General features: G+C 39.2%; 16 protein-coding genes. All 16 read right to left on the bottom strand.

Features of this window, described 5'->3' with window-relative positions; genetic code table 11:
• Positions 1-8 precede the first annotated feature (8 nt).
• Positions 9-677 (bottom strand): YrrS family protein, encoded by a 669-nt coding sequence (locus AC3A54_RS03195; RefSeq protein ID WP_308083083.1) that lies wholly within the window; start codon positions 675-677, stop codon positions 9-11.
• Positions 678-752: 75 nt separating this feature from the next.
• The gene (locus tag AC3A54_RS03200) at positions 753-2513 is read right to left on the bottom strand and encodes a peptidoglycan D,D-transpeptidase FtsI family protein (protein WP_487653298.1); all 1761 of its coding nucleotides are present in this window, start codon (positions 2511-2513) and stop codon (positions 753-755) included.
• A 48-nt stretch (positions 2514-2561) separates the two neighbouring features.
• Entirely contained in the window at positions 2562-3038 is a 477-nt protein-coding gene (greA, locus tag AC3A54_RS03205) for a transcription elongation factor GreA (protein WP_308083081.1), read from the bottom strand.
• A 167-nt stretch (positions 3039-3205) separates the two neighbouring features.
• Entirely contained in the window at positions 3206-3841 is a 636-nt protein-coding gene (udk, locus tag AC3A54_RS03210) for a uridine kinase (RefSeq protein ID WP_335545383.1), read from the bottom strand.
• Position 3842: 1 nt separating this feature from the next.
• On the bottom strand, positions 3843-5114 hold the full coding sequence (locus AC3A54_RS03215) for a peptidase U32 family protein (protein WP_308083079.1): 1272 nt from the start codon (positions 5112-5114) through the stop codon (positions 3843-3845).
• A gap of 15 nt (positions 5115-5129) precedes the next feature.
• Positions 5130-6059 carry a peptidase U32 family protein gene (locus AC3A54_RS03220; RefSeq protein ID WP_335545379.1) on the bottom strand — a complete coding sequence of 310 codons (930 nt, stop codon included), beginning with the start codon at positions 6057-6059 and terminating at the stop codon, positions 5130-5132.
• Positions 6056-6706: an O-methyltransferase gene (locus AC3A54_RS03225; protein ID WP_487653299.1), complete on the bottom strand. Its 651-nt coding sequence runs from the start codon at positions 6704-6706 to the stop codon at positions 6056-6058. Before AC3A54_RS03225 ends, AC3A54_RS03220 begins: the two co-directional genes overlap by 4 nt.
• 261 nt (positions 6707-6967) lie before the next feature.
• Positions 6968-8104 carry an endolytic transglycosylase MltG gene (gene mltG / locus AC3A54_RS03230; protein WP_487653300.1) on the bottom strand — a complete coding sequence of 379 codons (1137 nt, stop codon included), beginning with the start codon at positions 8102-8104 and terminating at the stop codon, positions 6968-6970.
• Positions 8105-8430: 326 nt separating this feature from the next.
• Positions 8431-8736 (bottom strand): DUF1292 domain-containing protein, encoded by a 306-nt coding sequence (locus tag AC3A54_RS03235; protein WP_335545372.1) that lies wholly within the window; start codon positions 8734-8736, stop codon positions 8431-8433.
• Positions 8737-8749: 13 nt separating this feature from the next.
• The gene (gene ruvX / locus AC3A54_RS03240; RefSeq protein WP_308083074.1) at positions 8750-9166 is read right to left on the bottom strand and encodes a Holliday junction resolvase RuvX; all 417 of its coding nucleotides are present in this window, start codon (positions 9164-9166) and stop codon (positions 8750-8752) included.
• Entirely contained in the window at positions 9166-9435 is a 270-nt protein-coding gene (locus AC3A54_RS03245; RefSeq protein WP_308083073.1) for an IreB family regulatory phosphoprotein, read from the bottom strand. Before AC3A54_RS03245 ends, ruvX begins: the two co-directional genes overlap by 1 nt.
• Before the next feature lie 75 nt (positions 9436-9510).
• Complete coding sequence (gene alaS, locus AC3A54_RS03250; RefSeq protein WP_487653301.1) at positions 9511-12147, bottom strand: alanine--tRNA ligase; 2637 nt, start codon at positions 12145-12147, stop codon at positions 9511-9513.
• Positions 12148-12493: 346 nt separating this feature from the next.
• A complete protein-coding gene (locus tag AC3A54_RS03255; protein ID WP_487653302.1) occupies positions 12494-13573 on the bottom strand; it encodes an AI-2E family transporter in 1080 nt (359 codons plus the stop codon).
• Between the two features lie 321 nt (positions 13574-13894).
• Entirely contained in the window at positions 13895-14029 is a 135-nt protein-coding gene (locus AC3A54_RS03260) for a YrzQ family protein (RefSeq protein ID WP_308083070.1), read from the bottom strand.
• Between the two features lie 21 nt (positions 14030-14050).
• Positions 14051-14242, bottom strand: a complete 192-nt coding sequence (locus AC3A54_RS03265) for a hypothetical protein (protein ID WP_308083069.1) — start codon at positions 14240-14242, stop codon at positions 14051-14053.
• 11 nt (positions 14243-14253) lie between these two features.
• Positions 14254-14730 (bottom strand): PRC-barrel domain-containing protein, encoded by a 477-nt coding sequence (locus AC3A54_RS03270; protein ID WP_487653303.1) that lies wholly within the window; start codon positions 14728-14730, stop codon positions 14254-14256.
• Positions 14731-14756 lie beyond the last annotated feature (26 nt).

The raw sequence follows: 14756 nt of genomic DNA on the forward strand, positions 1-14756 counted from the left end.
ATCATTTATTATTTAACAATTTCAGCTAATTCCTCAACTCGTGTAGGCATCCAGCCTTCTCCGTCCACCCACTGAAGATAAACATTGTATTTTTGCTGCTTATCTTTTGATGCAACGGTAGCAAACGAGCCATTTTGTGTGGATTTATCTCTTCCCAGCCAATATACCGTCATGTTGCTGCCATCTAATCCAGTGGCATAGGATACAGCCTCCAGCATTTCCTGCCAATCGGCTGAATTTGTATCGTATACAGCGGTATGTTCACCAGATTGGGTTGTTCCTACAGGTTTCCAGCTTGGATTTTCAATCGTTTTTAGTACATTAGAAGAACTTCCACCATCAGTGACAACTTCCTGTGATTCATCTGCCTTTTCAGTTGTTGAAGCTTCCTCACTTTGCTGTTCTTCTTCAGATACTTGATCAGATGAGCTCTCATCGTCTGCCTTAGTGTTCTCTTTTTTATCTGCTTGCTTCTCTGTATGTTGAGATTCTTTTTGCTCTGTTTTTGTACTTTCTTTCTTAGGTGCTGCATGATCATTTCCTGAAGCAAAAATATTGTATGCCACAAATAATATTAGTAAGAGTACAATGATGATTAAACTATTTAAGACGAGGTTCGTTTTTTTTCTTTTCGATCGGTATCCAGACCGTGAGTTAGAATTAAAATCATTAGTCATACTTTTTCCTCCTAAAATAAAGGCTCTCAATATTCTAACATGATTTTAACAGAACATGAAGGGATAATAGTCGCACTACTCTTTTTCTGTATCTTTTTCATAGAGTGCTTTCACCATATCCGCGAACAATAAATTTACCCCGCCTTCCGAATCTATTACATCCAAATTGACTGCTACTAACGCATATTTGGGCGATTGAAATGGAAAATAACCAGCAAACCATTTATTATGCAATTGCTTCCCGTCTTTAAATTTACCAGTTTCAGCCGTACCTGATTTACCTGCTACTTCATATGGAAGATCTTTAAACCATCTTCCAGTCCCATTTGGATTAGTAATTACTTCACGTAGCAATTTTTGCAGTTTCATGGCTGTATAAGGTGAGATAGAATCCCCCTTTAAGCTTTCCTCTGGGAAATCTACCATCGTTGTCCCATTTTTATATTCTATTTTTGAAACTGCTCTTACCATTTCCTTTTTACCGCCCCTTGCAATGGTGGCCATCATGTTAGCGACAGCTAATGGGGTAGCCCGAACCTCGTGCTGCCCGATACCTGACATAGCAATAAAATTAGGATCCTTTCTTGCCTCATCAGACAAAAACACCCTCCCTTTTTCTTCATCACCTAGCTGCTTGAAGTCACTGGTATGATACACTTCACCTTGCCAGCCCACCGAACCAGTTAGAGATAATTTATCTGCATAGTCCTCGAGTAGATGCGGATCCGTCTTCTGCAATTCCTTTGCCAGTTCCCCGAACGTACGATTACAGCTTCTTGCAAAACTATTTGTAAAGTTCAACATTCCATAATTATATTTTGATTCTGGTCTTCCATTAATCTTTTTACTGCAATCAAAAAGCCGGGTTGGGTCATCTAAGTTATGATCCATAGCAGCTGCAGCAACCACCGTCTTAAAAACGGATCCCATAATCTGCTGCTTTACCATCAAATTCGTAATTCCTGCTCCATTATAGGGGTCTTTTTTATTGATAGCCGGACGTGAAACCATCGCCAACACACTATTATCCTCAATATTAAGGAGAACAAGTCCCCCCTTTTTAATCTGATACTGATCAGCTAAATCCTCGGCCTTTTGCTGCAGGTCTTTATCAATCGTAGTCCGAATATTAACAGGATAAAACGGGTTAGCAGGGTCCACATATTTTACATTTATTCCAAAAAGCGGGGCTCCCCCACCATCAACATGGTAAACAAGCTTTGACTTACCCTCTGGGAGCAGGAATTCATCAAAGCTTTCTTCAAGGCCAGATACGCCCAGCAGCGTCTTTTCCGATAGCTCTTTACTTGGATAACGTTCTTTTAATTCCTTTGCATTCTCACCTGTTAGTCCTATCAGTTGCTCAGCTGGAATGGAAGAACGTTCAAATTTCTTCTCAATGGCAAATACACCGGGTATTTTTAATTGATTAATTCTTTTCATCTGTGAGGTTGTTAATTCAATGGGCTCTGGGCCTCCGAAAGCAAATGGTTTTTTTGCAGCATCTACTGCAAATTTCAGTGAGTTAACTGATATTCCTGAAATGGTCGAAACCTTTTCGATATCCCAATCTGTCTTTTTTAGAAATGGAAATAAAACGAGCACGGACACTTTTTTATGAGTAAGCATCGTTCCATTTCGATCAAGAAAATTCCCCCTGCCATTATCAATCACTAATTCCTGTGTTCGTTGATTCACACTTTCCTCAAGCAAGTTCACATTATGCTTTGAAAAGGTTTCTGTCTCAATTAGTTGAATTTGCATTAAACGTACTAAGAGAAGTACTAATCCTGTTATACAAATGACCAGCCAGCCAATGGCTCGTTTTCTCCACATAAAAAACACCTCGTCAAAAGTTTTGACGAGGTTTTCTTATTTCAAACATTATTTAATAGAAACGATACGTACACTCATCTCGCCGCCAGGAGTTTGAACAGAAACCTGTTCTCCCACCTTCTTGCCTAATAGGCTTTTTGCAATTGGAGAATCGTTAGAAATCTTTCCTTCAAACGGATCGGCTTCAGCACTACCAACAATTGTATATGTTTCTTCTTCACCATCAGGAAGTTCAACAAAAGTAACGGAGCTTCCTAATGTAACGGAGTCGCTTGCATTTTCAACTTCAGCGATAATCTTTGCATTGCGAATCATATTTTCTAAGGTCGTAATTCTACCTTCTACAAAGGCTTGCTCTTCTTTCGCAGAATCATACTCAGAGTTTTCAGATAGATCTCCGAAGCTTCTTGCGATTTTAATTCTTTCTACCACTTCTTTACGCTTCACTGATTTTAAAAACTCAACTTCTTGTACAAGCTTATCTTTACCTGCTTGTGTCATTGGAAATACTTTCTCTGTAGCCAAAACCCTCACTCCTTCTAGTCTTCACAATCCCCCAATAGAATTGTGTATGTAATATATGTAGATATTATGCCAATCGGCATAATACATAGCAGCGCGTCCTTTTAATAAGGGCGCGCATAAAAGATATTTATCCAAACGGATTTTTAGATAGTTCTTTTGCTATTGTTTCATAAAATTGACTTTTGTTCAAGAATTGTTTGAATTTTTGTGACCATTATATCGATGGCAACATGGTTATGTCCGCCTTCTGGTATAATGACATCTGCATAACGCTTAGTTGGCTCAATAAATTGATTATGCATAGGACGAACCACATTTAAATATTGCTCGATAACTGAATCAAACGTACGTCCACGCTCACTTATATCACGAGTAAGTCGGCGGATTATTCGTAAATCCGCATCAGTGTCAACATATAGTTTGATATCCATTAAATCCCGAAGACGTTCATCCTCAAGTACGAGGATTCCCTCTAAAATGATTACATCCTTTGGCTCAACAGGAATAACTTTATCTGAACGGGTATGAATGGAATAATCATATACTGGTTTTTCAATCTGTTCATACCTTAGCAGCTGTTCAATATGTTCAATAAGTAAGTCATTATCAAAAGCAAGTGGGTGATCATAGTTAGTTTTTAATCGTTCTTCAAATGGTAGGTCGCTTTGATCTTTATAATAATAATCCTGTTCAAGAACTAATATGGAATGATCTTTTAAACTTTCATAAATGGATTTTGTTACACTGGTTTTTCCGGAGCCGGAGCCGCCGGTTACACCAATAACAACTGGCTTGCGCGTCATGCTAGTTCTCCTTTCGCATCATGTTGTTAGGGTATACCGGTTTGTCCAATTTAAATTGTACAATTTGAAGCGGATGTCTAGCTGCATCCAGTTCATTACCTTTTTCATCCCAAATTTTATCAATCACATGAGTAAAGTTTTGAATTTCTGGTCCGAAGAACTCTACTTCTTCGCCCGGTTTAAAATGATTTCTTTGTTGTAATGTAACGATTTGTGTTTCTGGATTATAATCCAACACAAGACCGACAAACTCAAACTTTGTCTTCTTGCTATGATTACCAAACATTTGCTCTTTATACCCTGGAACACCTTCAAAAAACGCAGGAGCTGTTTCACGGTTAGCACATTTGTCCAATTCTTCAAGCCATTCTCTCTGAATAACAAAGTTCTCAGGGTCCGCGCAATACGCATCAATCACTTTTCGATACACACTAACCACTGTCGCAATATAGTGAATAGATTTCATACGACCTTCGATTTTCAAGCTGTCGATTCCAAGTTCAATCATCTGTGGGATCGCTTGAATTAAATTTAAGTCTTTTGGACTCATTGCAAAAGGAGCATCTCCCTCTTCAAATAGAGCTGCTTCTTGGTCGTTTCCTTCTAACTGGTAAAGATCATAATCCCAGCGGCAGGACTGACAGCAACCACCACGGTTTGAGTCCCTTGCAGTCATATGGTTACTTAATGTGCATCTGCCGGAATAAGCAATACACATGGCGCCATGAATAAAGGTTTCGATCTCAACATCGACCTTTTCCTTCATTTCTCTGATTTCTTCCGCACTTACTTCACGAGCTAAGACGACACGCTCAGCTCCGGCTTCTTTCCAAAACTGTGCAGCTTTCCAGTTCGAAAGTGACTGCTGTGTACTTATATGAATTTCAATTTCCGGTGCTAGGCGCTGACAAGTTTCAATAATAAGCGGGTCGGCAACAATTATTCCTGCAATGCCTGTCTCTTTTAAACTTAGGATGTATTCCTCTAAGCCATCAATATTTTCATTGTGAGCAAAAATGTTTGTTGTAACATAAATTTTCGCACCGAAACGTTTGGCGAACTCTACGCCTTCCTTCATTTCTTCAAATGTAAAGTTATCAGCATTTGAACGAAGACCATACTCTTGTCCTCCGATAAAAACAGCATCCGCACCATATTGAACGGCAATCTTTAATTTTTCGAGATTACCAGCTGGAGCAAGGAGTTCTGGCTTCTTCACAATGACACGTTTTCCATCGATAATTTCAGAAATCTTATCTTTAACTGTATTCACAGATGAACTCCTCCCTTAGTATACCGTTTCTTTAAAGTAGAACCCTGTGTCTAACGGACGGTTAGCAGGCTGAATCTCTTCCAATGTAGCTAACAGCTCATCCTTTTTATCCTCATAGGCATCAGGATCTTCAACAAATAAATCAATTGCCTTACGATAGGCTTTAGTAACCGCAAGAATATATTCTGGGCTTTTTAAGATTCCATCAATTTTAAACGAATCGACACCAGCTTCTAACATTTCTTGAAGTTCGTCAATGATACAGATATCATTAGGACTCATAATATGTGTCCCATTTTCATCTTCAAAAATCGGGTATTTGTTCTCACGCTCTTTATCGTGCAAGAACATATTTTTTTGCATCTTACGGTTTTCGATTTCCATGACTTTCCCTTGGTATTCATAATAATTACCAAGAAGTGAACGCTTGGATTGGAACATACAGCTCATTCCATGAACCTGTACTTCGATTTCTACTTCTGCATTTTCCTTCGTTTCAACGATAGCATCCATATTGATTTCACGTGCAAGAACAGCTCTTTTAGCACCCTTCTTACCCCAATAGTTACATGTATACCAGTTCGTTCCTGTCGTTTCTGTTCCCCAATGTAGCTTCATTTCCGGAGCCACTTCTCTTACAGTCATTAAAACAGCAGGATCACCAAAAATAATGGCATCCGCTTTGACGTTTGCAACAAATTGAATATAATCGCTCAATTCATCTATTTTTTCATTGTGAAAAATAGCATTCATTGCAACATAGACCTTTTTCCCCTTGCTGTGAGCAAGTTCAATTGCCTTTTGGACATCGTCACGATTAAATTCACCTGCAAGTCTTAATCCATATCTTTGTTCACCAACAACAAACGCATCTGCACCAGCTTCTGCTAATGGCAAAATATCGTTGACCGTTATTGGTGTTACAAGCAATTCTGGTTTCTTCATTTGCTCTCACCTCTTCTTTTGCTAATGGCAACCCCGTCTCCCACAGGAAGAATAACGGAAATATAATCTGGATGCTTCATTAACCATTTGTTAAAATCATCAATCTTTTTAACAAGATTCCGAATCCTCTTTGATTCAATTTCTGGTTCAGCTACTAAACCTTTAAAAAGGACATTATCAGTAATGATCATTCCATCCGAACTAAGATAGCTTGAATACATTTCAAAAAATTTTTTATATTGGCCCTTCGCTGCATCAATAAAAATGGCATCAAATGGAGCATGTCCACTTATCTGTTCTTCAACCTCTAACGCGTCACCTTTAATTAAGGTAATCCGTTCCTTGTATGCTGAGCGCTCAATAAATCCGACAGCTACTTGTGCTCTTTCGTCATCCCGCTCAATCGTAACAATTTGAGCACCAGGAAGCGCTTCTGCCATCCTTAAAGAGGAATATCCTATTGCTGTCCCAACTTCAAGTATTTTTTTTGTTCCCTGAATTCGAAGTAATTGAAGCATCGTTTCAATACCTTCTAGTTCCATAATTGGTACATTATGTTCACGAGCATAAAACTCCATTTCTGTTAACAATGGATTACGCTCTAAAATAAGACCTTCAATATATGAATGCAGCTTCGCATCTAACAAGCTGCGTCACCTCTCTTTAAAAGCATTTATTGCAAAGTAAAATACTTTTAGTTTATCTATAATTATTCTTCTTTAGACATGAAAAAATAGCGTTCACAGGCACGGACGTCATAAGCTAGTAAATTTTACTCAGGACGTTTTATGGCAATACTGCCGCAAATTACCTTACTGTGAGTTACGCTATAGAGTACGTATTAAAACACTTGAACTATTTTATCACAAAAGTAGGGGGAATGCTAATGCTTCCCCCAAATTAATACATTATTTTTTATTGGAAATATACTTTGCTTTTAACTTATTATGCTCTTCTAATGTCTTTGAATAGTATATGCTTCCATCCTCAGCAGCCAAGAAATAATAAAAGTCTGTTTTCTCCGGCTCGAGGGCAGCTTCAATGGACATTTTTCCAGCATTTGCGATTGGTCCAGGCGGGAGTCCAGTATGTTTGTAGGTATTATAAGGAGAGTTCACTTCCAAATCCTCATATAAGACCCGTTCTTTGTGCTTTCCTTGTGCGTATAATACCGTAGGATCGGTTTGCAATTTCATATCCTTCTCGATACGGTTATAGAAAACACTAGCAATTCTTTTACGTTCTGTTTTTTCAGTCGCTTCCTCTTCAACTAATGAGGCCATTGTAAGTAGTTTATGAACAGATAGCTTCGCTTTTTCACTTTCTTCCGCATAGGAAGAGACAATCGATCTTGTTTTATCCAGCATGGCCGTAACCATTTCTTCCACTGTAGGATTCGGTTTATAAAAAGGATAGGTAGCAGGAAATAAATATCCCTCAAGCGGATACTTTATTTTCGAATCTAAGATTTCATCTGTTAATAAATCTGGGTATTTCTCCATTAACAGTTTGATAAATTCTTTATTATTTAATTTAGTAAGAACATCCGCTTCCTTTTGGTTGGTTGCTTTCGCAATGATTTCAGCAATTTCTGTTAGCTGCTTTCCTTCTGGAATGGTGATTTTAAAACTAGCCTTTGCCAGCACCTTTCCAGTTTTTAATCGGCTGACAATTTCAGCTACATCCATAGAAGGACTCAGTTGGTATTCCCCTGCCATAAAACCGCCTTCGTTTTTTAGCTTTACATAATACTTAAATACCTTCGCATTTTTAATAATTCCATTTGCTTCTAACTTTTCTGCAATACCTGTTACAGATGAACCAATTGGAATTTCAACTGTTTTTTGTTTCTTACTATCAGAGTCAACAGGCTTTAATGCTGACTGTATGTAAAGATATCCTCCGCCGCCGATAACAACAATTAATAATAGCAATAAGATTGAGATCACCATGACAATTTTTCTAACTACTTTTGCTTCACGGTGGTGTTCAAGCATTTTTTCTCGTACCAAATCTTTCTTCGGGTCTTTTTGATCAGTTGTCATTCTTTTCCCCCTTTCGTAATAATTTGAGCATATAGTAAGAAAAATGTCAATTTATCAATTAATTTGTCAAATTTATCCTAATTATATTAAAGGCTCTGAAACTTGCCTGTTGATTTCCGCTCCAGGCGCTTCGCTTTCCGCGGGCGTGCCGGGGAGCCTCCTCGTCGCTTTGCTCCTGCGGGGTCTCCCCTGCCCCGTCCTCCCGCAGGAGTCTTCGCGCCTTCCGCTCCAATCAACAAGTTTGCCAAATTAATTATGAACATTAACAAAGTCAAAATGAAAAAAAACCAGCCCTTTTTTATGGCCGGTTCTCTTTCATCGTTTATTTATTCTTCTTCTTCTTGGTCCTCGTTGAAGGTATTGAATACTTCTTCAACCATATCCCATTCTTCATCCGTTTCGATTTCCATTAGTTCTCCGAAACCGCCATCTTCAGTTGGAATATAAGCATATGTTAGGATATCCACTTCTTCTTCGTCATCCTCATTTGCCCCTACTGGATAAAAGAATACATATGACCTTTCAAATTCATCTGAATCGAATGTGAAAAGTATTTCAAAAAGTTGTTCGTCTCCATTTTCATCTACTAATGTAATAAAACGCTCTTCTTCATGCTCATGGTTGTGTTCCATTTCATTCACCTCATTAATTTTTGCTATCAAGATAACCTTGTAGGATCATCATTGCAGCCATCTTATCGATAACTTTCTTTCGCTTTTTGCGGCTTACATCTGCTTCAAGCAATACACGTTCAGCAGCCATTGTTGTCAACCGCTCGTCCCATAATACAGTTGGCACAGCAAATCTGCTCTCCACTTCATTCGCATATTGCTGACTGGCTTGACCACGTGGTCCAATTGTCCCGTTCATATTTTTAGGTAAGCCAATGACAACTGTATCCACTTGGTACTCTTTTATTATTTGACCAATTTCCTCAAAACCAAACTCTTGTCTTTCTTCATTGATTTTGAGTGTTTTAAGACCCTGTGCGGTCCACCCCATTTCATCGCTAAGGGCAATACCAACTGTCTTAGAGCCTACATCTAAACCCAATACGCGCATTACTTAACCTCTCGTTGTTGTTTTAGATAGGATTTGACTAATTCTTCAATTATTTCGTCCCGTTCAAGCTTGCGGATAATGTTACGGGCATCTCGATGACGTGGTATATAGGCTGGATCTCCTGATAATAGGTAGCCGACTATTTGATTTATCGGATTATATCCTTTTTCCTGCAATGCTTCATACACTTGTAAAAGAACGTCATTTACGTCATGTTCAAAGGGCTCTTCAGGAAAATTAAATCTCATCGTTTTGTCAAATGAACTCATTTCACGCACCTCGCATTTATTATAGACGAGAGAATTGTACTAATTACCTTCATTTTACACTACTTTATCCTATTATCAAACCGATTTTACCCATTCTTCAACGAATTGAAGTGCAGAATCTAGTTTTTCAGGATCTTTTCCTCCAGCTTGAGCCATATCTGGACGGCCCCCGCCACCTCCGCCACAGCGTGTAGCAACCTCTTTAATCAGTTTCCCAGCATGGTAGCCTTTGTCGATTAAATCCTTTGTAACTGCTGCGATCAGGTTTACTTTGCCTTCGTGAGCACTTCCTAGTACTAGTACCACAGAGCCCAGTTTTTGCCTTAAGTCATCAGCCATATTTCTTAAGTTATTCATATCAGCAGCTTGTACCTTTGCAACTAGGACGGTTACTCCGTCAATTTCTTTTACTTGGGAAACCAGGTTACCTGCTTCAATATTTCCAAGTTTAGCTGCAAGTGATTCATTTTCACGTTGAAGCTGTTTCATTTCGCCCATCAGACTATCGATACGTGTGACGATATCCTTTGGATTTGATTTTAATTTATCTGCCGCTTCTTTTAATAAGCCCACTTGATCATTTAATGATTTATAAGCAGCCTCACCTGTTACAGCCTCAATTCTTCGTGTCCCAGCGCCAATTCCGCCTTCTGAAGCAATTTTGAACAAACCAATAACAGATGTATTTGGAACATGGCAGCCACCACATAGCTCTAAGCTATAGTCTCCAACCTGTACCACACGAACAATATTACCATACTTCTCACCGAAAAGAGCCATAGCACCCATTGCTTTTGCTTCAGCAATCGGTTTTAAGCTAATGTTTACTTCAATATTTCTCCAAATTTTTTCGTTGACGATTTTTTCAATTTGCTCTAACTCTTCTGGTTTAATTTGACCAAAGTGTGAGAAGTCAAAGCGTAGTCGATCAGGTTCAACGAGGGAACCAGCCTGGTTAACGTGCTCGCCAAGTACATCCTTTAATGCTTGATGAAGCAAGTGAGTGGCTGTATGGTTTTTGATAATTTTCACTCGGTTTTCTGCATCCACCTTAGCAGTCACCTGTTGGTTGGTTTTGAGCGTGCCACTCTTTACCACTACTTGATGAAGGTTTTGACCATTCGGTGCCTTTTGAACGTCTTTTACAAATAAAGATACTCCTGCACCATCCATTACTCCGTGGTCAGCAATTTGTCCACCACTTTCAGCATAAAAAGGCGTAACGTCAAGAATTACCTGTACTTCCTCTCCAGCCGAAGCCTGATCAATTAGTTCACCATTTTTCACAATCGCTGCCACTGTGGAGCTTGTTTCCAGCTGATCATAGCCAACAAACTGACTTTCTACCTTCACATCTCTAAGAACTCCGCTCTGAACCTGCATGGAATCAACATCATGACGAGCTGCACGTGCACGTTCACGCTGTTGCTCCATTTCTACTTCAAAGCCTTCATGGTCCACCTTCATACCTTCTTCTTCAGCATATTCCTCAGTCAGCTCAACTGGGAATCCGTACGTATCATATAATCGGAAAACATCCGCGCCAGAAATGGTGTCACTGCCCTTTTCTTTTTCCTTTTTAATGACACTAGCTAGGATGGTTAAGCCATCATGAAGGGTTTCGTGGAAACGTTCTTCTTCATTCTTAATCACTTTTTGGACGAATTCTGTCTTTTCCTTTACTTCTGGATAGAAATCGTTCATGATTTCGCCAACGACTGGAACTAGTTCAAACATAAATGGACGATTAATGTTAATCTGCTTAGCATAGCGGACAGCACGGCGAAGCAAACGGCGTAGTACATAGCCCCGTCCTTCATTTGACGGAAGCGCACCATCACCGACAGCAAATGCAACGGTACGAATATGATCAGCAATAACTTTGAATGCTACATCAGTCTCTTTATTCACACCATATTTCTCTCCAGAGATTTCCTCTGTCGCACGGATAATAGGGATAAATAGATCTGTGTCAAAGTTGGTTGGAACATTCTGAACAACAGATGCCATACGTTCTAATCCCATACCTGTATCAATATTTTTCTTTGGCAGTGGTGTATAAGTGCCATCAGGATTATGGTTAAATTGGGAGAACACTAGGTTCCAAACTTCCAGATACCGTTCGTTTTCTCCACCTGGATATAATTCTGGATCATTTGGGTCATCCCCGTACTCTGGACCACGGTCATAGAAGATTTCAGTATTCGGTCCACTTGGTCCTTCCCCAATATCCCAGAAATTCCCCTCCAGTCGAATTATGCGTTCCTCTGGAATACCGATGGTTTTATTCCAAATTTCATATGCTTCATTGTCTTCAGGATGAACGGTAACGGATAATAGTTCAGGATCAAAGCCCATCCATTTTTGGTCCGTTAAAAACTCCCATGCCCACTCGATTGCTTCATTTTTAAAGTACTCACCAATTGAAAAGTTACCAAGCATTTCAAAGAAGGTATGGTGTCGAGCAGTTTTCCCAACATTCTCAATGTCATTTGTCCGAATGGATTTTTGGGCATTCGTGATTCTTGGGTTTTCTGGAACTACACGGCCATCAAAGTATTTCTTTAGGGTAGCTACACCACTGTTAATCCATAACAAGGATGGATCATCATGAGGGACAAGCGATGCGCTTGGCTCCACTGTGTGTCCTTTTTCTTCTTTAAAAAACTGTAAAAACATTGAACGAATTTGTGAACCAGTTAAGTTTTTCATATGTATTGACCTCCTTATTTTTTAAAAAAAGCATACAAAAAAGCCCTCATCCCAAACAGGGACGAGAGCTTAATCTCGCGGTACCACCCTGATTATGAATACTAACATTCCGTATCCATCTCTCAAAAAACCCTTAACGCAGGTATACGGCAGTGGTTAGCTGCACTCCGGATTAGCGTTCTGTCATCCTTCATCTGGAGCTTCTTTCAGCCTTGAAAGCTCCTCTCTTCCGCGCAATAAGCGTTACAGATGGACTACAACATACTCGACCCTTCAACATTTTCATTCATATTCTATATGACGAATTATATCCACCAAAAAAACGTTTGTCAATTGGCCAAGCACTTTAAGAAGAAGAATCATTTGCTTTGTCTTGAATAAAGTGATTTTTCGCATGAATAATTCCTACCTTCAATACCACAAGAACGGGGACAGCCAAGATTAACCCTAAGATTCCCCCTATTTCACCACCAGATGTCAAAGCGATCATGATTAATAATGGATGCATATGAAGACTCTTCCCGACGATATAAGGCGATAAGATATTTCCCTCAAGGAATTGCAACCCAAAAACAATAACAACCGTAATGATGACCAACTTAACCGAGGTAGTCGCAGAAATAATGACCGCTGGGATTGCCCCGATAATCGGTCCAAAATATGGAATCACATTTGTCGCACCAACGATAAGTCCTAGTAACAAGGGATATTTTAGATGGAATACCCAAAATAACAGGGCAGAGACACTTCCAATAATCACACAAACTAATAGCTGCCCTCTTATATAACTTCCGAGAGATTCGTCAACGTCTCTTAAAAATAGAGTGGCTTTTTTTCTCCATTTCTTAGGGGTCAAATACCATGCCGTCCGTTTTAACAAAGGAAAATCCTTTAACATATAAAAAGCAATAAACGGAATAATCATTAAAAGTAGGGCTGAATTTAGGAAGTCCATTAAGACATTTACAATAATAGTTAAAAGAGAATCCATCTTCTTTTCAAAAGTGTTGACCCCGTCATCTATTTTTGCTTGCAATCCATCCGGCCATGCCCTTGTATGGGTCTGAAGCTCATCAATCCAACTTCGATACTGTTCGGCAAAAACCGGTGCACTTTCAGATAGGTCTTTTAATTGCTCAATGATAGCTGGTATACCTTTATATAAAGCAAAACCAATGCCTCCAAAAAAAATAAAATAAATTAAGAAAATAGCCAACCCTCGGTGGAATCCTTTTTCATGTAATTTTTCCACAATAGGATGAAGGAGATACGTTATAAACCCTGCTATTAGAAAAGGTAAGATGATAATGACGGCAAGCCTGACAACCGGCATCCAAACAAATCTAATTTTAAGAAAAACGTAAAGGGCAATTAATAATAGGAGTATAAAACCAATTCGATACAGCCATTTCATACGAATATCCACGAGCAGTCCTCCCTCATGTTAGTGTTAGAGACAATAAGGGGAAATATTCATAAGAAAAGCGCAAGCGCCTTGATCAGCCCAACAGGCAAATGTTCTTCGGCAAGAAAAGTCGCTCTTTGACTTTACTTGCCGAAGGTTATTTGACCCGAGCTGTAACAATCATCGCTTTATCAAGCCATGATTGTTACAAGATACTCAAGGAAGATTATTCAGGTAGAAAACTGGCTAGGCGCTGGAGCTGGACAATTCTCGAAGTCGATGTTTATACATTCTGAGTAAGGGTACGTAAAAATCCCCCTAGGAATCCAAGGGGGATTTGCATTAAAACATTGCTCGTTTTACCTTTTTTTGTATTCTTTTCATATTGCGGGTGGACATCATATTATTTCGTTGGGCCATATTATATATGGCCATCCCCGCACCAAAAGCAATCATCGACGTCATCATTTTATTCATGCGTTTCACCTCTTATAATAATTATAGGGTGTAACGACGCTCTTCTTCTTCAAACAAATCGTCTAAGGAACTAAGTGAACCGTCTTCCTCCACCTGATGGGTGTTAATGAGACCTTTGTTAACAGATAGCTCAATAAAACAGCTCCAGCAATAATATTGGTTGATACCAATTTTGCCGATATCTTTGCTTTGACAGTTAGGACACTTAAACATGAAAAGACACCTCACGTATTATCTACATCTACGATAATGGCATCCTTTCCGATCGCTAAGGGCTTCCCGGATTGAATGACTTGTTTACCTTCCGTGATATCCGAAAAGAAGCCATCCGTAATTTCATACCCTACGATTGTGCCCACTTCTTCCTGAAAATATACATCCTTTAACAAACCGAGTGATTCTCCGCTTTTTGAGAGCATCATCATTCCATCTAAAGAATGCTGATGTGTCAAGGTATATTCAGGGTTATCTCCTAACTTTTCCAAGCACCCGCTATCTTCAATCATAACCCCATCCCAGCCGAAGGTAGTCACTTTTTGAATATCCAGAAAGTACGATTGTTTGAAGAAAACGCCTTTTTTAATCAATAGGCCTTTGACGATACCATTGCTTGAGATACATAGGTCACTGATATCACCAATTTTTGTTCCACTGCTCGTTTCAAAAACTGGTTGTCCTTTTAATAATGAAAATGTCCGCAAAGAGTGTCCCACCTCCCCGAACATTT

The sequence above is a fragment of the Neobacillus sp. Soil_C_43 genome (genome assembly GCF_057656715.1).

Bases quoted from the DNA above. Each gene is read 5' to 3' on its own strand.
- AC3A54_RS03265 (WP_308083069.1), bottom strand. From the start codon at position 14,242: ATGTTTAAGTGTCCTAACTGTCAAAGCAAAGATATCGGCAAAATTGGT.
- ruvX (WP_308083074.1), bottom strand. From the start codon at position 9,166: ATGCGCGTATTGGGTTTAGATGTAGGCTCTAAGACAGTTGGTATTGCC.
- udk (WP_335545383.1), bottom strand. From the start codon at position 3,841: ATGACGCGCAAGCCAGTTGTTATTGGTGTAACCGGCGGCTCCGGCTCC.
- AC3A54_RS03195 (WP_308083083.1), bottom strand. From the start codon at position 677: ATGACTAATGATTTTAATTCTAACTCACGGTCTGGATACCGATCGAAA.
- AC3A54_RS03235 (WP_335545372.1), bottom strand. From the start codon at position 8,736: ATGGAACACAACCATGAGCATGAAGAAGAGCGTTTTATTACATTAGTA.
- alaS (WP_487653301.1), bottom strand. From the start codon at position 12,147: ATGAAAAACTTAACTGGTTCACAAATTCGTTCAATGTTTTTACAGTTT.
- AC3A54_RS03260 (WP_308083070.1), bottom strand. From the start codon at position 14,029: ATGAATAAAATGATGACGTCGATGATTGCTTTTGGTGCGGGGATGGCC.
- AC3A54_RS03245 (WP_308083073.1), bottom strand. From the start codon at position 9,435: ATGAGTTCATTTGACAAAACGATGAGATTTAATTTTCCTGAAGAGCCC.
- AC3A54_RS03220 (WP_335545379.1), bottom strand. From the start codon at position 6,059: ATGAAGAAACCAGAATTGCTTGTAACACCAATAACGGTCAACGATATT.
- AC3A54_RS03200 (WP_487653298.1), bottom strand. From the start codon at position 2,513: ATGTGGAGAAAACGAGCCATTGGCTGGCTGGTCATTTGTATAACAGGA.
- mltG (WP_487653300.1), bottom strand. From the start codon at position 8,104: ATGACAACTGATCAAAAAGACCCGAAGAAAGATTTGGTACGAGAAAAA.